At 59.1% G+C, this 20,201-nt stretch carries 19 protein-coding genes; 4 read left to right on the top strand and 15 right to left on the bottom strand.

Annotated elements, in window-relative coordinates:
• Positions 1-16: 16 nt before the first annotated feature.
• From blrB to creD, 3 genes are all read left to right on the top strand, one after another.
• The gene (blrB, locus tag BGO64_RS10940) at positions 17-1,438 is read left to right on the top strand and encodes a beta-lactam sensor histidine kinase BlrB (protein ID WP_286700659.1); all 1,422 of its coding nucleotides are present in this window, start codon (positions 17-19) and stop codon (positions 1,436-1,438) included.
• 99 nt (positions 1,439-1,537) lie between these two features.
• On the top strand, positions 1,538-2,332 hold the full coding sequence (locus tag BGO64_RS10935; RefSeq protein WP_151027527.1) for a class D beta-lactamase OXA-1161: 795 nt from the start codon (positions 1,538-1,540) through the stop codon (positions 2,330-2,332).
• Positions 2,333-2,453: 121 nt separating this feature from the next.
• Positions 2,454-3,845, top strand: a complete 1,392-nt coding sequence (creD, locus tag BGO64_RS10930) for a cell envelope integrity protein CreD (RefSeq protein WP_216944865.1) — start codon at positions 2,454-2,456, stop codon at positions 3,843-3,845.
• Positions 3,846-3,896: 51 nt separating this feature from the next.
• On the opposite strand, the gene glmU is transcribed toward creD, so the two are convergent.
• The 15 genes from glmU to mioC all read right to left on the bottom strand — a co-directional run bounded on the left by glmU (position 3,897) and on the right by mioC (position 17,685).
• Positions 3,897-5,258 (bottom strand): bifunctional UDP-N-acetylglucosamine diphosphorylase/glucosamine-1-phosphate N-acetyltransferase GlmU, encoded by a 1,362-nt coding sequence (gene glmU / locus BGO64_RS10925; protein WP_286700658.1) that lies wholly within the window; start codon positions 5,256-5,258, stop codon positions 3,897-3,899.
• A 102-nt stretch (positions 5,259-5,360) separates the two neighbouring features.
• Positions 5,361-5,789: a F0F1 ATP synthase subunit epsilon gene (locus tag BGO64_RS10920; RefSeq protein ID WP_010672259.1), complete on the bottom strand. Its 429-nt coding sequence runs from the start codon at positions 5,787-5,789 to the stop codon at positions 5,361-5,363.
• 18 nt (positions 5,790-5,807) lie between these two features.
• A complete protein-coding gene (gene atpD / locus BGO64_RS10915; RefSeq protein ID WP_010672260.1) occupies positions 5,808-7,196 on the bottom strand; it encodes a F0F1 ATP synthase subunit beta in 1,389 nt (462 codons plus the stop codon).
• Between the two features lie 33 nt (positions 7,197-7,229).
• Positions 7,230-8,096 carry a F0F1 ATP synthase subunit gamma gene (atpG, locus tag BGO64_RS10910; RefSeq protein WP_010672261.1) on the bottom strand — a complete coding sequence of 289 codons (867 nt, stop codon included), beginning with the start codon at positions 8,094-8,096 and terminating at the stop codon, positions 7,230-7,232.
• 42 nt (positions 8,097-8,138) lie between these two features.
• Positions 8,139-9,680, bottom strand: coding sequence for a F0F1 ATP synthase subunit alpha (gene atpA, locus BGO64_RS10905; protein WP_010672262.1), 1,542 nt, complete (start codon positions 9,678-9,680; stop codon positions 8,139-8,141).
• Between the two features lie 15 nt (positions 9,681-9,695).
• Positions 9,696-10,229, bottom strand: a complete 534-nt coding sequence (atpH, locus tag BGO64_RS10900; RefSeq protein ID WP_010672263.1) for a F0F1 ATP synthase subunit delta — start codon at positions 10,227-10,229, stop codon at positions 9,696-9,698.
• Between the two features lie 13 nt (positions 10,230-10,242).
• Complete coding sequence (gene atpF, locus BGO64_RS10895; protein WP_010672264.1) at positions 10,243-10,713, bottom strand: F0F1 ATP synthase subunit B; 471 nt, start codon at positions 10,711-10,713, stop codon at positions 10,243-10,245.
• 51 nt (positions 10,714-10,764) lie between these two features.
• Entirely contained in the window at positions 10,765-11,004 is a 240-nt protein-coding gene (atpE, locus tag BGO64_RS10890; RefSeq protein WP_010672265.1) for a F0F1 ATP synthase subunit C, read from the bottom strand.
• A gap of 58 nt (positions 11,005-11,062) precedes the next feature.
• Entirely contained in the window at positions 11,063-11,845 is a 783-nt protein-coding gene (atpB, locus tag BGO64_RS10885; protein ID WP_010672266.1) for a F0F1 ATP synthase subunit A, read from the bottom strand.
• Positions 11,846-11,853: 8 nt separating this feature from the next.
• Positions 11,854-12,264, bottom strand: coding sequence for an ATP synthase subunit I (locus BGO64_RS10880; protein ID WP_010672267.1), 411 nt, complete (start codon positions 12,262-12,264; stop codon positions 11,854-11,856).
• Between the two features lie 190 nt (positions 12,265-12,454).
• Complete coding sequence (locus BGO64_RS10875; RefSeq protein WP_010672268.1) at positions 12,455-13,363, bottom strand: ParB/RepB/Spo0J family partition protein; 909 nt, start codon at positions 13,361-13,363, stop codon at positions 12,455-12,457.
• Positions 13,360-14,163, bottom strand: coding sequence for a ParA family protein (locus BGO64_RS10870; RefSeq protein WP_029313362.1), 804 nt, complete (start codon positions 14,161-14,163; stop codon positions 13,360-13,362). Before BGO64_RS10870 ends, BGO64_RS10875 begins: the two co-directional genes overlap by 4 nt.
• A gap of 27 nt (positions 14,164-14,190) precedes the next feature.
• On the bottom strand, positions 14,191-14,817 hold the full coding sequence (gene rsmG / locus BGO64_RS10865; RefSeq protein ID WP_286700662.1) for a 16S rRNA (guanine(527)-N(7))-methyltransferase RsmG: 627 nt from the start codon (positions 14,815-14,817) through the stop codon (positions 14,191-14,193).
• 20 nt (positions 14,818-14,837) lie between these two features.
• Entirely contained in the window at positions 14,838-16,727 is a 1,890-nt protein-coding gene (gene mnmG, locus BGO64_RS10860; RefSeq protein WP_286700657.1) for a tRNA uridine-5-carboxymethylaminomethyl(34) synthesis enzyme MnmG, read from the bottom strand.
• A 508-nt stretch (positions 16,728-17,235) separates the two neighbouring features.
• On the bottom strand, positions 17,236-17,685 hold the full coding sequence (mioC, locus tag BGO64_RS10855) for an FMN-binding protein MioC (protein ID WP_039040628.1): 450 nt from the start codon (positions 17,683-17,685) through the stop codon (positions 17,236-17,238).
• Between the two features lie 371 nt (positions 17,686-18,056).
• On the opposite strand from mioC, the gene BGO64_RS10850 reads away from it, so the two are divergent.
• Entirely contained in the window at positions 18,057-20,165 is a 2,109-nt protein-coding gene (locus BGO64_RS10850; RefSeq protein WP_286700656.1) for a TonB-dependent siderophore receptor, read from the top strand.
• Positions 20,166-20,201 lie beyond the last annotated feature (36 nt).

Raw genomic sequence — 20,201 nt, 5'->3', positions numbered from 1 at the left:
TCGGCAGGGGGATGAGATGAGAATCGGATTGCAACTGCTGTGCGGCCTGGTGCTGATCTTCGCCCTGGCCGCCTGGTTCGTGCTGGAGATCTTCGTCGAGGAGATCAAGCCCGGGGTACGCAGCGCCACCGAAGATACCCTGGTGGACATGGCCCAGATGCTGGCCCCCCTGGCCCTGGACGACATGCAGGAAGGCAAGATGGCGAATGGCCGGCTGGCCAGCGCCTTCGCCCGCCTCAACCAGAGTCCCATCAATGCCCTCATCGATGGCCACCTCAAGCAGCAGGCGGAGTACCGCATCTATGTGACCGACGCAAAAGGCAGGGTGGTCTACGACTCGGACGGGGTGGATCTGGGCAAGGACTACTCGCGCTGGAACGACGTCTACCTGACCCTGCGTGGCGAATATGGCGCCCGCAGCACCCGCAGCGACCCCGACGATCCCGCCAGCTCGGTGATGCACGTGGCCGCCCCGCTGCGGGAAGGGGATGACATCCTCGGCTCCCTCACCGTCGCCAAGCCCAACAGCACCCTGCAGCCCATGATAGAGCGCAGCGAAGACCAGTTGCTGAAAGGGGCGGCCCTGCTGCTGTTCATCTCGCTGCTCATCGGCGCCTTGCTGGTGTGGTGGCTCAACCGCGCCATCGGCAAGCTGGTGCACTATGCAGATGCAATCAGCCAGGGTCAGCCCGCCAGCCTGCCGCGCCTCTACAGCCCCGAACTGGACAGGCTAGGCCACTCCCTGGAGACCATGCGCCGCCAACTGGACGGCAAGGCCTATATCGAGGCCTATGTCCACAGCCTGACCCACGAGCTCAAAAGCCCGCTGGCGGCCATTCGCGGGGCGGGGGAGATCCTGGCCGAGGCGCCGCCGCCGGACATCGCAAAGCGCTTTATCGGCAACATCAATCTGGAGACGGCCCGCATGCAGCAGCTGATCGAGCGCATGCTGCAACTCGCCCGCCTCGAATCAGGGCAGGGGCTGGACAGACAATCCGTCGAGCCTGCCCGGCTGGGCAGACGGGTGCTCGACGCCCGCCAGATCCAGGCCCAGCGCCGCCAGATCTCCCTGCACGCCGAGCTGGGGGAAGGTCAGAAGCAGAAGTGGGATCCCCTGCTGGTGGAGCAGGCCCTTGGCAACCTGCTGGACAACGCCCTCGATTTCGCCCCCGCCGGCAGCACCCTGGTGCTGAGCGGCGCCATGGAGGAGGGGGGTTACTGCTTCCGGGTGCGGGATCAGGGTCCAGGCATTCCCGACTTTGCGCTGCCCAGGATTTTCGAGCGTTTCTACTCCCTGCCAAGGCCAGACAAGGGAAAAAGCAGCGGCCTCGGGCTCAGTTTTGCCATGGAGGTGGCACGCCAGCATGGCGGCCATCTTGCTCTTGCCAATCAGCCGGGCGGGGGGGTGCTGGCCACACTCTGGCTGCCCGGCAACTGAGGACACTTCACACCAAGCACACAGAGCCGGGCTAAGCTGCACCTCCTCGATGACGACCGTCCCCGTCGATGCGCATTCATATTAATCAAGGAGATAGATATGCCCCGTATGCTGTTGTCCGGTCTGCTTGCCGCCGGCCTCTTCTGTGCACTGCCTGCCAGCGCCGCTTCTGGCTGCATGCTGTTTGCCGATGGCACCGGCAAACCCGTCAGCACCCAGGGGGACTGTGCCGCACAGTTGACCCCGGCCTCCACCTTCAAGATCCCGCTGGCACTGATGGGCTATGACAGCGGCTTTCTGGTGGATGAACAACTGCCGGCCCTGCCGTTCAAGGCCGGTGATCCTGATTTCCTGCCGGAGTGGAAACAGACCACCACCCCGAGCAGCTGGATGCAATTCTCGGTCATCTGGTACTCGCAGCGCCTCACCGAGTGGCTGGGAGAGGCTCGCTTCCAGCACTACGTGGACAGCTTCGACTACGGCAACCGGGATCTCGAAGGCAACCCGGGCAAGCACGACGGTCTGACCCAGGCCTGGCTCAGCGCCAGCCTCGCCATCAGCCCCCAGGAGCAAGCCCGCTTCCTTGGGAAAATGGTGAGCGGCAAGCTGCCGGTCTCCGCCAAGACCCTGCGCCATACCGCCAACCTGATGCGTCAGCCCGACATCGACGGTTGGCAGATCCACGGCAAGACCGGCATGGGTTACCCCAAGCTGCTGGATGGCAGCCTGGACAGGGAGCAGCAGATCGGCTGGTTCGTCGGCTGGGCCAGCAAACAGGACAAGACGCTCATCTTCGTCCACACCGTTATCCAGAAGCCGGGCAAGCAGTTCGCTTCCCTCAGGGCCAGGGAGGAGGTGTTCGCCGCCCTGCCGGCCCGGTTGAAGACACTCTGATGCCAGCAACACCGGCGCCTGGCGCCGGTTTTTTTATCCCCCTTCACCACCACTTCACACTGCCCCATCCTCCCTTCACGCGACCCCGGCACACTCCCGTTCAACAACAAGGAGACGTGTCATGGTCAAACAGATTTTCACCCACAAGATCGCCCTGCTGCTGTTGCTCTGCCTGCTGATGATGATCCCGGTTCACGCCATCATGGAGCTGAATCGGGAGCGCCAGGCCTATCGCAATCAGGCCATTCACAGCATCATGGCCAGCCACAGCGGGCCTCAGCGCCTGATGGGGCCCGTACTGGTGCAGCCCTATACCCGGGCCGTCACCGTCGAGCAGGATGGCAAACATTTCGTGCGCAAGGAGCAGGTCTATCGCTACCTGCTGCCCCAGAGGCTGGACGTGCGGGCCAGCATGGAGGTGACCCCGCGCAAGCTCGGCATCTATCAGGCCCAGATTTATCACAGTCGCCTCTCCCTCTCCGGCCTGATGCCCACCAGCCTGGCTGACAAGGGGCTGGTGGCCGGCAACCCGAACCTGAGCTTCGACCCGGCGGATCCCGCCCTGGTGCCGGGCAAACCCTATCTCAGCCTGATCCTCTCCGATGCCCGGGGCATCAGCCGCGTACCCGAACTGCAATGGGGAGAGCAACGCATCCCGTTTGCCCCTGGTGCCCAGCTGGGGGACGGGCGAGTGGGGATCCATGCCCCGCTCGACGCCTTGCCAGACGAAGATGGCCGCTTTCACATCGAGCTGGATCTGCAGGGCATGAATGCGCTGGAAGTGGTGCCGCTCGGACAGGACAGCCGGTTTCACCTGAACGGCAACTGGCCCCATCCCAATTTTCTCGGCGACTTTCTGCCCGGTGAACGCACCCTTGCGGATCAAGGGTTCGAGGCAAGCTGGCAGACCAGCTGGTTCGCCACCGACATGGAGAGCCGCTTCAACCGCATGATGAAGGGAGCCGGTACCAAACTGCCGTCATTCAGCGTCAGCCTGGTGCAACCGGTGGATCACTATCAGCTGAACGAGCGGGCCGCCAAATATGCCCTGCTGTTCATCGGCCTCACCTTCATCAGTTTCTTCATGTTCGAGCTGCTCAAGGGGCTGCGGGTACACCCCATCCAGTACGCACTGGTGGGCATGGGGCTGGCCATCTTCTATCTGGTGCTGCTGGCGCTGACCGAGCATCTCGGCTTTGCCTGGGCCTATCTCATTGCCGCCCTGGCCAGTGTGGCCCTCAACGGCTTCTACCTGAGCCATGTACTGGGCGGCCCGAAACAGGGCATGGGATTCGCCGCCCTGCTGGGGCTGGTCTACGCCATCCTGTTCGGGCTGCTGCAGGCCGAGGAGACAGCCCTGTTGCTCGGCGCCCTGCTGCTGTTCGCCACCCTGGCGCTGGTCATGGGGCTGACTCGCAAGCTCGACTGGTATCAGGTGATGGAGAACAGTCCCTCCGCCACCGCATGGGCGGCCCCCCAGCCATCGACCAGTGACACCAGTCATCAGCCATAAGCAAAAAAACCGGCGCCCTCGGGCGCCGGTTTGCATTTCATTGATCGGGCATCACTTCTTCTTGACCGGGCGAGCCCAGTTCGGAATGTGGCGCTGGGGCACCCGGGTGATCACCAGCTCGTTTTCCGCCACATCCTTGGTGATGGTGGAACCCGCTCCCAGGGTCGCCCCCTTGCCGATCCGCACCGGCGCCACCAGCTGGGTATCGGAGCCGACGAAGACATCGTCCTCGATGATGGTCTGGAACTTGTTCACCCCGTCGTAATTGCAGGTGATGGTGCCAGCACCGATGTTCACCTTGGCGCCGACGTCCGCATCCCCCAGATAGGTCAGATGACCGCACTTCGAGCCCATACCCAGCCGCGCCTTCTTCATCTCGACGAAGTTGCCGACATGGGCATCCTGCTCCAGCACGGCACCCGGGCGCAGGCGGGTAAAGGGCCCGACCGAGCACTGGTCGGCAATTTGCGCACCTTCGATGACGGAGTAGGGTTTCACCTCGGTGTGGTCGCCGATGACGCAATCCTTCAGCACGCTGCCGGCACCGATGCGCACGTGATTGCACAGCACCACCTTGCCTTCGATGATGACGTTGACGTCGATCACCACCTCCTCCCCGATTTCCAGGGTGCCGCGCAGATCGAAACGGGCCGGATCGATCAGGGTGGCGCCGGCGATCATCAGCTTCTCGGCCTGCATTTGCTGGTAGCTGCGCTCAAGCGCAGCCAGCTGCACCCGGTTGTTGGCCCCTTCCACTTCCATGGCGCTGTCAGGGTGGACGGCGGCGATGGCACAGCCATCCCCATGGGCCATGGCGATGACGTCGGTCAGATAGAACTCGCCCTGGGCATTCTTGTTGTCCAGGCGGGAGAGCCAGCTACGCAGCTGACCACCGTTGGCCACCAGCACGCCGGTGTTCACTTCGCGGATGGCCAGCTGCTCGGCGTTCGCATCCTTCTGCTCGACAATGCCGACCACCTGACCATGTTCCCGCACGATGCGGCCATAGCCGGTCGGGTTGTCCAGTACCACGGTCAGCAGCGCCATGCCATCGTCGGTCTTGGCGGCCAGCAACCGTTGCAGGGTCTCGGGCTGGATCAGCGGGGTATCGCCGTAGAGCACCAGCACGTCGTCTTCGTCATGCCAGAACGGAATGGCCTGGGCAACGGCATGGCCGGTTCCCAGTTGCTGGGCCTGCAGCACCCAGTTCAGGTCGGATGCCTGGATCCGCTCCTTCAGCAGTTCGGCGCCGTGGCCATAGACTAGGTGCAGCTGTTCGGCACCGATCTGGCGGGCGGTCTCGATCACATGGGAGACCATGGGCTTGCTGGCAACGGGGTGCAGCACCTTGGGCAGGGAAGAACGCATGCGGGTGCCTTTGCCCGCAGCCAGGATCACGACGTTGAGAGACATAGCTAGCCTTTGAAACAGGTGGAAATGCTGGGCGGAGTCTATCCAACGGGCAAAAAAAAAGCGACCCGAAGGTCGCTTTTTGCATCTTTTGCATCACCGTGATTAACGGTAATTCTTTTTGACGATATCGATAACCCGCAACTGGGCCATCGCTTTGGCCAGCTCGGCAGACGCCTGAGCATAGTCGATATCACCATGGGAGCTGTTGATCCGCTCTTCGGCACGACGCTTGGCTTCCTGGGCTTTCGCCTCATCCAGATCGTCGGCGCGAATGGCAGTATCGGCCAGCACGGTCACGGCTTCGGGTTGTACTTCCAGCATACCGCCGGAGATGTACAGCACCTCTTCGCTACCATTTTGCTTGATCAAGCGGACCAGGCCCGGCTTGATGGCAGTCAGCAACGGAGCATGACCGTGGCGGAGACCCAGCTCACCTTCGGAGCCTGATACCTGGGCAGATTGCACGCGACCGGAAAACAGTTTTCCTTCGGCGCTCACCACATCCAGGTGAAAGGAGATCATCTCAGCCATGGGCCCTCCTATCGAGGCTTACAGTTTCTTGGACTTCTCGACGACTTCGTCGATGCCGCCAACCATGTAGAACGCCTGCTCCGGCAGATCGTCATACTCGCCCTTCAGGATGCCCTGGAAGCCACGGATGGTTTCCTTCAGCGGCACGTATTTGCCCGGAGAACCGGTAAATACTTCGGCCACGAAGAACGGCTGGGACAGGAAACGCTCGATCTTACGGGCACGAGCTACGGTCAGTTTGTCTTCTTCTGACAGTTCATCCATACCCAGGATGGCGATGATGTCCTTCAGCTCCTTGTAGCGCTGCAGTACGGTCTGAACGCCACGAGCGGTCTCGTAGTGCTCCTTGCCAACCACCAGCGGATCCAGCTGACGGGAGGTGGAGTCCAGCGGGTCAACGGCCGGGTAGATACCCAGAGCCGCGATCTGACGGGACAGAACGACGGTCGCATCCAGGTGGGCGAAGGTGGTTGCCGGAGACGGGTCGGTCAAGTCATCCGCAGGCACGTAAACGGCCTGTACGGAGGTGATGGAACCGGTCTTGGTGGAGGTGATGCGCTCTTGCAGAACACCCATCTCCTCGGCCAGGGTCGGCTGGTAACCTACTGCGGAGGGCATACGGCCCAGCAGTGCGGATACTTCGGTACCGGCCAGGGTGTAACGGTAGATGTTGTCCACGAAGAACAACACGTCACGACCTTCGTCACGGAACTTCTCGGCCATGGTCAGGCCGGTCAGCGCCACGCGCAGACGGTTTCCGGGCGGCTCGTTCATCTGACCGTAAACCAGAGATACTTTGTCCAGTACGTTGGACTCCATCATCTCGTGGTAGAAGTCGTTACCCTCACGGGTACGCTCACCTACACCGGCGAACACGGAGTAACCGCTGTGCTCGATCGCGATGTTACGGATCAGCTCCATCATGTTGACGGTCTTGCCTACGCCGGCGCCGCCGAACAGACCAACCTTACCACCCTTGGCGAACGGACATACCAGGTCGATAACCTTGATGCCGGTCTCCAGCAGCTCGGTGCTGTTGGACTGATCTTCGTAGCTGGGGGCTTCGCGGTGGATGGACCAACGCTCTTCTTCGCCGATCGGACCCTTCTCGTCGATGGGGTCGCCCAGTACGTTCATGATACGGCCCAGGGTCGAGGTACCGACCGGTACCTGGATGGCCTTGCCGCTGTTAACTACTTCCAACCCACGACGCAGACCGTCGGAGGAACCCATGGTGATGCAACGCACGACGCCGCCGCCGATCTGTTGCTGAACTTCCAGTACCAGACCCTGGCCTTGGCCTTCGCTGACAACCTTCAGTGCATCGTACACCTGGGGCACGGCATTCTGCGGGAACTCGATGTCCACCACAGCGCCGATGATTTGGACGATGAAACCGTTACTCATGTCAAATCCTCTAAACCTTTGATAACCCTTGCCTTACACCGCAGCAGCACCGGAAACGATCTCAGTGAGCTCCTGGGTAATACTGGCCTGACGGGCCTTGTTGTATACCAGTTGCAGATCGTTAATCAGGTTGCCGGCGTTGTCAGTCGCGGCTTGCATGGCAACCATTCGGGCTGCCTGTTCACTTGCCAAGTTTTCTACCACCCCCTGGTAGACCTGGGATTCGACGTAGCGAATCAGCAGGGTATCCAGCAGTTGCTTGGGATCCGGCTCATAGAGGTAGTCCCAGTGGTGCTTCTTGGCGAGCTTGCTGTCTTCTGTTACGGGCAAAGGCAGCAGTTGATCGACTTTTGGTTGCTGAACCATGGTGTTGACGAACTTGTTGTACACCAGATACAGCCTGTCAATCTCACCGTTGTCGTAAGCCTTCAGCATGACCTTCACTGAACCGATCAGGTCATTGACGCTCGGGTTGTCACCCAGTCCGGAGACGTGGGCTTTCACCTTGGCGCCGTGCCGTTCAAAGAAGTTGGAGGCCTTGTTACCGATCAATGCCAGGTCAACCTTGGCACCTTTCGCGCTCCATTGCTTCATATCATTGAGGGCAGCCTTGAACAGGTTGATGTTCAGACCACCACACAGGCCACGGTCGGTGGAGACGACGATGTAACCCACTCGCTTCACCTCACGTTCGATGAGGTAGGGGTGCTTGTATTCCAAGTTTCCCTGAGCGATATGGCCGATCACCTTGCGCATGGTTTCAGCGTACGGACGGCTGGCAGACATGCGTTCCTGCGCACGGCGCATCTTGCTCGCTGCCACCATTTCCATAGCGCTGGTGATCTTCTGAGTGTTCTTCACACTCCCGATCTTGTTACGTATCTCTTTTGCGCCGGCCATCTCTTCTCTCCATCAGGTGGCAGCTTGCGCTGCCACACACGCTTACCAGGTCTGGGTTGCCTTGAAGTCATCCAGCAACGCAGTCAGCTTGCCAACGATCGCGTCGTTGTAGTCGGCCTTGGCATTGATTTCAGCCATCAGCTCGGCATGCTGGGTATTGGCGTAAGAGAGCAGAGCGGCTTCGAAGTCGACGATCTTGCTCAGTTCGACATCGGCGAGATAACCCTTCTCGGCGGCGAACAGCACCAGGGATTGCTGGGCCACGCTCATCGGAGAGTACTGCTTCTGCTTCATCAGCTCGGTGACTTTCTGACCGTGATCCAGCTGCTTGCGAGTGGCATCGTCCAGGTCGGAAGAGAACTGGGCAAATGCCGCCAGTTCACGGTACTGGGCCAGCGCGGTACGGATACCACCGGACAGCTTCTTGACGATCTTGGTCTGAGCAGCACCGCCCACACGGGATACGGAGATACCCGGGTCAACCGCCGGACGAATACCGGAGTTGAACAGCTGGGAGGTCAGGAAGATCTGGCCATCGGTGATGGAGATCACGTTGGTCGGAACGAACGCGGAGACGTCACCGGCCTGGGTTTCGATGATCGGCAGGGCGGTCAGGGAACCGGTCTGGCCTTTCACGGCACCATTGGTGAACTTCTCTACGTACTCGGCGTTGACGCGAGCAGCACGCTCCAGCAGACGGGAGTGCAGATAGAAGACGTCACCCGGGTAAGCTTCACGTCCAGGCGGACGGCGCAGCAGCAGGGAGATCTGGCGATAGGCAACGGCCTGCTTGGACAGGTCATCATAGATGATCAGTGCGTCTTCGCCGCGGTCACGGAAGTACTCGCCCATGGAGCAACCGGCGTAGGGAGCCAGGTACTGCAGAGCAGCCGCTTCGGAGGCAGAAGCCACGACCACGATGGTGTTGGCCAGGGCGCCGTGCTCTTCCAGCTTGCGCACCACGTTGGCGATGGTGGAGGCCTTCTGGCCGATCGCAACGTAGACGCACTTAATGCCGGAATCTTTCTGGTTGATGATGGTGTCGATGGCGATGGCGGTCTTACCAACCTGGCGGTCACCGATGATCAGCTCACGCTGGCCACGACCGATAGGGATCATGGCATCGATGGCTTTCAGACCGGTCTGGACTGGCTGGTCAACAGACTTACGCTCGATAACGCCCGGGGCGATCACTTCGATCGGCGAGAAGCCGTCGTTGTCTACCGGACCCTTACCGTCGATCGGCTGACCCAGGGTGTTGACCACCCGGCCCAACAGACCACGACCGACCGGCACTTCCAGAATGCGGCCGGTACCCTTTACCTTCATCCCTTCGGCCAGATCGGCATAGGGACCCATTACTACGGCACCAACGGAGTCACGCTCCAGGTTCAATGCCAGAGCGAAGCGGTTGCCCGGCAGCTCGATCATCTCACCCTGCATGGCATCGGCCAGACCGTGGATACGAATGATACCGTCGCTTACAGAAACGATGGTACCTTCGTTACGCGCTTCGCTTTTGACATCAAACTGCGCAATGCGCTGCTTGATCAGCTCGGCGATTTCAGTGGAATTCAGTTGCATGCTCTAATACCCCAATCAAGATTGCAGCGCATCGGCCATGCGATCCAGCTTACCGCGGACCGTGCCGTCGATAACGAGATCACCGGCCTTGATGAGCACCCCGGCCATCAAGGACGCATCTGTGCTGCAATTCAGCTTCACTTTGCGCGCGAGACGTTGTTCCAGAGAAGCCTGAATATTGGCTTTCTGCTGGTCGGTCAGTTCGATCGCCGAAATCACGTCAGCCTGAACTTCTTTGTCCAGTTCAGCCTTGAGCGCGACGAATTCGGCAACGACCGCCGGCAGCACACCCAAGCGACCATTCTCGGCCATCACCCGGATCAGGTTCTGACCGTGCTCGTTGAGCTGCTCACCACAGACACCGACAAACAGCTTTGCCAGTTCTTCGGCAGCAACGGAGCCGTTTACCAAGCTGTGCATGGTCTCGTTTTCTGCCACCTGAGCGGCGAAATCGAGCATCTCCAGCCATTGGTCAACCGCCTTGTGCTCAACGGCAAACTCGAAAGCAGCCTTGGCGTAGGGGCGAGCGATTGTAGTCAGTTCAGACATAGCCCCGTTCCCGTTACAGTTCTGCTACCAGTTTGTCGACGATGTCGCTGTTGGCAGCCTGGTCGATTTGGCGTGCCAGGATCTTCTCTGCACCCGCGATGGCAAGAGCAGCAACCTGCTTGCGCAGTTCTTCTTTGGCACGATGACGTTCAGCTTCGATCTCTGCACGGCCCTGAGCCAGGATTTTCTCCCGCTCAGCTTGGGCTCCGACAGCGGCCTCATCAATGATCTGGGCCTTGCGTTTGTTGGCCTGATCGATGATTTCAGCAGCCTGAAGCTTGGCTTCTTTCAGCTGATCGGTGGCGTTGGCCTTGGCCAGCTCCAGATCTTTCTTGGCACGTTCTGCAGAAGAGAGGCCGTCAGCGATTTCTTTCTGACGGGCTTCGATGGCAGCCATCAGCGGCGGCCATACGTACTTCATGCAAAACACTACGAAGATGAAAAAAGCAACTGCTTGGCCGAGGAGGGTGGCGTTGATATTCACAGCCGATGTCCTCTTTAGTTAGTTAATGGGTTCTGCGTGAGTCGTAATGACTTAGGCAACCGCAAACATCACATACAGACCCAGACCAACGGCGATCATCGGGATCGCATCCACCAGACCCATCACGATGAAGAACTGGGTACGCAGAACAGGGATCAGGTCAGGTTGACGAGCTGCACCTTCCAGGAACTTGCCACCCAGGATACCGATACCGATGGAGGCGCCGATAGCCGCCAGACCCATCATCATTGCAGCAGCGATGTACAGCAGGTCCATGTTCAAGTTTTCCATGAGGATCTCCATTTATTTAGATGTAATTGATTGTATAAAAAGGATTATTTGAGTTGCATCAACCATGGTCTTCCTGCGCCATCGACAGATAGACGATGGTCAGAACCATGAAGATAAACGCCTGCAAAGTGATGATCAGGATGTGGAAGATTGCCCAAGGCACGGACAGGATCCACTGTGACCACCAGGGTAACAAACCCGCAATCAGGATGAAGATCAGTTCGCCAGCATACATGTTGCCGAACAGTCGCAGACCCAATGAAACAGGCTTGGAAATCAACGTGACGGTTTCAAGGATGAAGTTAACCGGGATGGCAGCAGGGTGATTGAAAGGCTGAAGCGTCAGCTCCTTCACGAACCCGCTGATACCCTTGACCTTGATGCTGTAGTACAGGATCAAGAAGAACACGCCCAAAGCCATGGACATGGTGATGTTAACGTCAGCAGAGGGAACCACACGCAGATAGGGAACACCCATCAACTGTGCAGCGTGAGGGATAAAGTCAACGGGGATCAGGTCCATGAAGTTCATCAGGAAGATCCACACGAACACCGTCAGGGCCAAAGGTGCGATGACCTTGTTGCGACCATGAAAGATGTCCTTGACGTTACCATTCACAAACTCGACCAGCATCTCCACAAAGCACTGCAGCTTACCGGGCACACCGCTGGTGGCCTTGACGGCAACCTTGCGGAACAACCAGATAAACAGGGCGCCTAGCACGACGGAAAATATCATGGAATCGATATTCACCGTCCAGAACCCGGACCCTACCTGCAGGTGGGTCAGGTGGTGGGAGATATATCCCTGAGGAGTCAGGACTTCTCCGGTTGCAGACATGAGTTTTCCTAATAGTGGTTGTTAAGCGTGAATGAAACTATCCACTGTACAACGAGGGCGAGGATATAAGTGGCGAAGAACGAGGCGGTGTCGACCTCAATCCCGGCGCCAAACAGCAGGGCGAAAAGTCCTGTTGTAGTAATGAGCTTAATCCCTGCCCCACCATAAAAGTCCCGCAAAACCAGGCCTACGCTCTCTTTCGTCACCTTGCGGCGCAGAACCCAGAGCGTGAACAGGGCTTGAGGAACCCAGTACATCCCCCCTCCGTAGAGAGAGGATTGTCCGGCGAACTCTCCCGCCTGATAAAACCAGACGGTGGCGATCGCCAGGATCAGGACCAGCTGACAAACGAGCATAGCCAAGGCCAGCGTCAAACCTTCCAAGGCTATTTTCTGCTTCACCAACCTACCCCTGAACATTACAGAACTGTAAAAAATCGGGATCCGAAGACCCCAGGTTCACAGCTCGAAAAGCCGGTCAAATTATACCCGTGAAGACGGCTATTGCAACATGGCAAAAATCCTTAATTTTTGCGGCTTTCCGCGCGAAATTAAGGTTATGTTCATATCGAAAGTAATGGATGTTTTATTACTACAAAAAGCGTAAAAATCACGATTCTGACAGGCCAAAATAACCCAATACCCGGTCCAAATCTGCCAAGTTATCGTAACTTATTACTAACTTGCCGCTATCTTTCTTGCCCGGCTGAAGTTGCACCTGATTGCCAATTTTTTCAGAAATCTGGCGCTCGAGATAACCAAACTGCGGATCGCGGACGGGTTCAACCCTGGTTTTTGCCGGTTCCAGTGCTTTTTGCACCAGCTTCTCGGTATCTCGCACTGTCAGACCCTTCTGGGCCACCAGTTTGGCCAGCTCTGACTGGGCCTGACCGCTCAGGGCCAGCAGGGCACGGGCATGCCCCATGTCGAGGTCGCCGTGTTCCACGAAGCGCTTCACGTCCTCGTTGAGCTGGTTGAGACGCAGCAGGTTCGTGACCGTGGTGCGGGACTTGCCTACCGCCTCGGCAACCTGCTGGTGAGTCAGTTCGAACTCCGTCAGCAGGCGCTGGAGGGCGACGGCCTCCTCGATGGCGTTGAGATCTTCACGCTGGATGTTCTCGATGAGTGCGATGGCGACGGCCGCCTCGTCGGCGACATCCTTGACCAGGCAGGGCACCACTTCGAGACGGGCCAGCTGGGAGGCGCGCCAGCGGCGTTCACCAGCAATGATTTCGAAACGGTTTTCACCGATGGAGCGAACCACGATGGGCTGGATCACCCCTTGTGCACGGATGGAGTTGGCCAGCTCCTCCAGCGCATCCTGGGACATGTCCTTGCGCGGTTGGTATTTGCCGGACTGCAACCACTCCACCGGCAGCTTGCGCAATTCCCCCTGATTGGTCGGGGCCATGGCCTGTTCGGTGCGCTGGTCGCTCATCACCTGTTTCTGGCGGGCGGCCGTGCTGGTGCTGAGCAGGGCGTCCAGCCCCTTGCCCAGCCCACGTTTCTTCGGCGTCATATGCTCTCTCGATCTGCGGTGAGCGGCTGGGACTCCTGCTCCTGGCGGCGCAGGATCTCGCCAGCCAGGGCCAGATAGGCCTTGGCCCCCACCGATGATTTGTCATAGTGCATGGCTGGCGCGCCAAAGCTCGGCGCCTCCGCCAGTCTTACGTTGCGGGGAATGATGGTGCGATAGACCTTGTCCCCGAAATGCTGTTTCAGCTGATCGGACACATCATTGGCCAGCCGGTTGCGATGATCGAACATGGTGCGCAGCACCCCTTCAATCTTCAGCTCCGGATTGACCACGGCTGCCAGCTTGCTGATGGTGTCCACCAGGGCGGTCAGCCCTTCCAGCGCATAGTATTCGCACTGCATGGGCACCAGCACGGAGTCGGCGGCGGCCATGGCGTTCACCGTCAGCATGTTGAGAGAAGGCGGGCAGTCGATGAAGACGTAGTCGTACTTGTCCCTGACCGAGGCCAGGGCGTTGCGCAGGCGAATCTCGCGGGCAAAAAACTCCATCAGGCGGATTTCTGCCGCGGTCACGTCGGCATTGGCGGCAATCAGGTGATAGCCTCCCGAGGTTTCGGGGATGATCACCTCGCCGATGGGGGCATCTTCGATCAGCAGTTCATAGGCGGTGCGCTCGACATCGTACTTGTCGACGCCACTGCCCATGGTGGCATTGCCCTGCGGATCCAGATCGATCACCAGCACCTTGCGCCGGGTGGCGGCCATGGAGGCGGCCAGATTCACACAGGTGGTGGTTTTACCCACTCCACCCTTCTGGTTGGCTATGGCAATGACTTTTCCCACACTGTCCCCTAAATGAATGCGGCGGCCCTATTCGGGCTGGATGGCTTTAAACTCCAGCAGATGGCGTTCGCCTTCCAGTTCCGGCACCACCAGCTTGTGGGTGGCAACCAGACGAATGCTGTCAGGCAACTGTGCCAGCTCCTGCTCGGGGTATTGTCCCTTGAGCGCCAGGAAGCTGCCCTCGGGTAACGGCAGATGATGACACCAGCTCAGCATGTCCTCCAGGGAGGCGAAAGCCCGGCTCAGTACACCATTAAATCCGGTCTCGGGTTGATACTCCTCCACCCGGGATTTGACGGGGGTCACATTGGTCAACCCCAGTTCCAGGATCACCTGGCGGATGAAGTTGATCCGCTTGCCCAGGCTGTCGAGCAGCACGAACTGTTTGTCCGGATTGATGATGGCCAGCGGCAGTCCGGGCAGACCCGGACCCGTTCCCACATCGATGAAGCGTTCACCGTGCAGGTGAGGACTCACCACCAGGCTGTCGAGGATATGCTTGACCAGCATGGCGTCCGGATCTCGCACCGAGGTCAGATTGTAAGCCTTGTTCCACTTGTGCAGCAACTCGACCAACTGCACCAACTGGGTCTTCTGGGTTTCGGTGATAACAATTCCGGCCTGCATGAGCAGGCCGTTCAATCTTTGCAGCATGTTGTCCAACGGGGAATTCCTCAGGCGGTTTTACGCAGCAGGCCGTGTTTCTTCAGGTGCACCAGCAAGATGGAGATGGCGGCAGGGGTGATGCCGGAGATGCGGGACGCCTGACCTATGGTCTGCGGCTTGGCATCGTTGAGCTTGGCGATCACCTCGTTGGAGAGACCGTTCACGTCGCGGTAGTTCATGTCCAGCGGCAGCAGGGTGTTTTCGTTGCGCAACTGTTTCTCCACCTCGTCGTGCTGACGCTCGATATAACCGGCGTACTTGATCTGGATCTCCACCTGATCCGCGGCAGCCGCATCGGTCAATGCAGGCCCCACACCCTCGATGGCCATCAGGGCATCGTAGGTCACCTCGGGGCGACGCAACAGCTCTTCCAGGCTCTGCTCCCGGGTCAGGGGAGTGTTGACCAGGGCGTTGACGGCCTCCAGAGACGGATGCTGTGGATGGATCCAGGTCGAGCGCATGCGCTGACGTTCCTGCTCCACCTGTTCCACCTTGGCATTGAACAGGCTCCAGCGATGATCGTCCACCAGACCCAGCTCGCGGCCGATGGCGGTCAGGCGCAGATCCGCGTTGTCTTCCCGCAGCAGCAGGCGATATTCGGCACGGCTGGTGAACATGCGATAGGGTTCGCGGGTCCCCAGTGTGGAGAGATCGTCCATCATCACGCCCATGTATGCTTGATCCCGGCGTGGGTGCCAGGCTTCCTTGCCCTGGGCGCGCAAGCCCGCGTTCAGACCGGCCATCAGACCCTGGGCAGCGGCCTCTTCATAGCCGGTGGTGCCGTTGATCTGGCCGGCGAAGAAGAGGTTCTCGATGCACTTGCTCTCCATGTTGGCCTTGAGATCCCGCGGATCGAAGAAATCGTACTCGATGGCGTAGCCAGGGCGAGTGATATGGGCATTCTCGAAGCCACGGATCGAGCGGACGATCTGCACCTGCACGTCGAACGGCAGGCTGGTGGAGATCCCGTTCGGGTAGAGCTCGTGAGTGGTCAGACCTTCCGGTTCCACAAAGATCTGGTGCGCCGTCTTGTCGGCAAAGCGGGTGATCTTGTCCTCGATCGACGGACAGTAGCGCGGGCCTATCCCCTCGATCACCCCGGCGTACATGGGGCTGCGATCCAGGTTGTTGCGGATCACCTCGTGGGTCTGCTCATTGGTATGGGTCACGTAGCAAGGCATCTGGCGCGGATGCTGGCTGGCGTTGCCGATGAAGGAGAAGATCGGGCGAGGATCGTCACCATGTTGCTGCTGCATCACGGAAAAATCGACGGTGCGTGCATCGATGCGTGGTGGCGTGCCCGTTTTGAGGCGATCGATGCGCAGCGGCATTTCACGCAGGCGCTGGGCGAGGGCAATTGAGGGAGGATCCCCGGCGCGGCCCCCTTTGTAGTTCTCCATGCCGATGTGGATCAGACCATTGAGGAAGGTGCCAACGGTCAGTACGACCGTCTTGCCGCTGATGCGGATCCCGCTCTGGGTAACGACCCCGGCGACGCGATCCCCGTCCATGACCAGATCGTCGCAGGCCTGCTGGAAGATCTTCAGGCTCGGGTAGTTCTCCAGTGTCTGACGCACCACAGCCTTGTACAGCAGGCGATCCGCCTGGGCACGAGTAGCCCGCACCGCAGGGCCCTTGGAAGAGTTAAGCGTGCGGAACTGGATCCCGCCGAGATCGATGGCCTGCGCCATGATCCCGCCAAGGGCGTCGACTTCCTTGACCAGGTGTCCCTTGCCGATCCCGCCGATCGCCGGATTGCAGGACATATGCCCCAGCGTATCTATGTTGTGGGTGAGTAACAGGGTATTGAGACCCATGCGGGCTGCCGCTGTTGCTGCTTCGGTTCCTGCATGACCGCCACCGACGACGATCACATCAAATTGTTCATGGTATTGCATTGGGGATCACCTTGATCTGCACGCCTGAAGATCTTTGTTTGCCTGGTCTGAAGGGCGGATCATTCTATCTGTTTAGCATCCGGAGGGGAACGTCTACTTCAGGATCAGTATGGATCAGGGATCGGTTAAATAGATCTTAAGGATCTTTAGATCGATCTTTTATTGGATCTTTTATTAGGATCCGCGACTTCTGTTGATAAGGCATTTTTGATCATAAAGATCATTCGGTTAAGGTCGATCGCTGCTTGTGGAAAAGCTTGGATCCAGAGGGGGCGAACGGGGGGATAACATGGGTTTTTATACACAGATACATGGTCGGCAAGATCTAATACATGAATAACTATAGGTTTTGCAGAGCTTAGCACCTAAGTTATACACAATTATCCGAGCTCATGTGGGGAGCTCTCGGGAAAAACTTATCCGGATCCACCTGTTAATAACCTGGTGGATAGGGATCTGGGGATAACCAGGGAGATCGGGGGTCGTGACCGGATCTCCCTGGCCCTGATCAGCCGATCAAGGTCATCCAGTCGTGGATCCAGGTTTCTGCGGCATCTTCGGGGATCTCGTGCTGGGTCACGTCTATTTCCAGGAGATCCCCCAGTCGGCTGGCACCGCACCCGGCCAGCAGCCGATCCAGCGTCTTGCCGCCCTGGCAGAAGGTGTCATAGCTGCGATCCCCCAGGGCGATCACTCCGTACTTGAAGGCGGCGAGATCCGGCTGCTGTTCGGCAAGATCCCGGGCAAAGGGCTGCAGATTGTCGGGTACGTCCCCCGCTCCATGGGTGGAAGTGACCACCAGCACGATGGCTTCTGGCTCGGTCAGGATCCTGGCCAGGCTGGCGGGGTTGTGGATCTCCGCCTGGTGGCCCGCCTGTTCAAGGAGGCCGACCACATGATCTGCGACATATTCGGAGGCCCCCAGCATGGAGCCGACGACGAGGTTGAGTTTGGCCATGGAATGGATCCTGATGTCATCGAAAAAGTGAAGAGCGGGGATCTTACCGCCAAAGCATGTGGATAAATATGGATAAAGCTTGGGGATAAGGATCCTGTCCACTTTGCTGCAGCCAAAACCGGCCTCGTGGCCACTGTGCCGCCTTCTTTCCGCCTGTTGCGACCTCATCGCACCTTTCGTTGTCAAACGACACTTCAAAACATCAATTAACAATGCAGATGCAAATGATTAGCAATTATTGAATCGATTCGATCACGGCACCTGTAGTAGCATGGCGCTGCTTTATTCGCCTGAGGCGCCGGGCTGACCGGTCCAATTGGGCACCCATAATAAGAAATCAAACATAACTTATTGATATTTGAGACACTTATATGATTGCGCAAAAAAATACCCCGAATGCCGTGATGCGAAAGAGAGGCGCACAACTGCTGCCGCTCTCCTGTCTGCTGGCGTCCCTGCCCGTGTTGGCGGCGGGACAGGCGGATAAAGAGTTGCCCAAGGCGGGTGAAACCATGGTCGTGACCGGGACCGCCATGAAGGTCGAGGTCCCCATGGCAGAGACCCCCCGTGCCGTTTCCGTGGTCAATCGCGAAGAGCTGGACCAGCACGCCGTACTCAAGCTAGACGAGTCCCTGCGCTATCGCTCCGGCGTCCTGTCCCAGTCCTATGGTTCGGACACGGATGCTGACTGGTTCAAGGTGCGCGGCTTCGATGCGGCTTCTTACCTGGATGGCAATCGTCTTTTCAGCACCGGTTACTATGTCTGGACCCCGGAGCCCTTCGGCCTTGAGAGCGTGGAAGTGCTCAAAGGCCCGGCCTCCATTCTGTATGGCGAAGCCCCTCCCGGAGGCGTCATCAACGCCATCAGCAAGCGTCCGACCGCGACCCCGCAGGGACTGGTGAACCTGCAACTGGGCAACCGGGATCTGCGCCAGGTCGGGGTGGATGTCTCCGACACCCTTACCGACAACAGCCGGTATCGTCTGGTGGCCCTCTACAACGAGCGGGACGGCGTGCTGGACGGCACCTACAACGAGCGTGCCTATCTGGCGCCGAGCGTGACCCTGGATATTTCGGATCGCACCACGCTGACGCTGCTCTCCAGCTTCAAGCACGATGAAGGGGTGCCGACTAACGGCTTCTTCCCGGTCTATGGCACCCTGAATACCTCCGGCGGCCAGATCGATCCCTCCACCAACCTGAGCCAGCCGGATTACGATCGTAATCGTAATACCCAGATCTCCGCCGGGTACGAGCTGGCCCACCAGCTCAACCAGACCTGGGAGTTCAAGCAGAACGTTCGCTTCAACTACAACGATCTGCTGCTGCGCCAGACCTATATCTTCCCGACCTATGAAGGCACCACCGCCTACCGCGGCCTGGTCTACCGGGATGGGGATACCAAGAGCGCTACCATGGACAACCAGATGGTGGGCTACTGGAACACCGACAGCACGGAGCAGACCCTACTGCTGGGGGTGGATCTGCAGCGCCATGTGAATGAAGGCCAGGAAGCCGACAACTATGGCATGGGCGCCATCAACACCATGAACCCGGATTACAGCGGTTTCCCCGGTTTTGATGAATCCACCGCGACCCACCAGAAGAGCACCAAGGGCCAGAGCGGCCTCTATGCCCAGCACCAGATCCGCTGGGATGATCGCTGGCTGCTGACCGCGGGCGGTCGTTTCGATTACGTGGAAACCCACAACATCAGCGAAGCCAAGAGCAAGAACGAGAAACAGTACGACGACAACCTCTCTCTCTCCGGCAGCCTGATGTACCTGGCCGACAACGGTCTCTCCCCTTACTTCGCCTATGCGGAATCCTTCGAAGTGCTGCCGGGGATAGACCCCAACACCGGCAATTCCTACAAGCCGCTGGAAGGCAAGCTCTACGAGACCGGGATCAAGTACGCACCCAGCTTCCTCGATGGCTACATCAACCTGGCGCTGTTCGATCTGGAGCAGACCAACTCCCTGGTCTCTACCGGCTCCGGCCAGCAGACCCAGGCCGGTGAAGTGACCTCCCAGGGGGTCGAGCTGGAAGGGAGCGTGCAGGCCACCGAGGCGTTGCGCCTGACCGCTGCCTATACCTATACCGATGCCAAGACCAACGACACCGGCAACGGCGATCGTCGTGCGAGCCTGATCCCGCGCCACCAGGCCTCCTTCTGGGGCAACTATAAGGTGCAGCAGGGCCCGGTATCCGGTCTTGAGCTGGGTTCCGGCGTGCGCTATGTGGGTTCCAGCGTCGGCATCGGCGCGGTGAATGCGGACTACACCCCCATCTATGGTTCCGCCCAGGTACCGGCACACACCGTATGGGATGCGATGATCGGGTATGACTTTGCCAAGAACTGGCGTGCCCAGATCAACGTCAACAACCTGCTGAACGACACCTATGTGGCGAGCTGCGACTACTACTGCTACTACGGCGAGCCGCGCAGCATAGTCGGCACCGTCAACTACCGCTGGTAAGCGACAGGCCGGGCGGGGGCGAAGGCTCCCGCCCTC

Source organism: Aeromonas sp. 62-46 (assembly GCF_001898585.1).
Lineage (GTDB): Bacteria > Pseudomonadota > Gammaproteobacteria > Enterobacterales > Aeromonadaceae > Aeromonas > Aeromonas caviae.
Note: the sequence above shows the minus strand (reverse complement) of the source record. Positions and strands in the feature narration are given on the sequence as shown.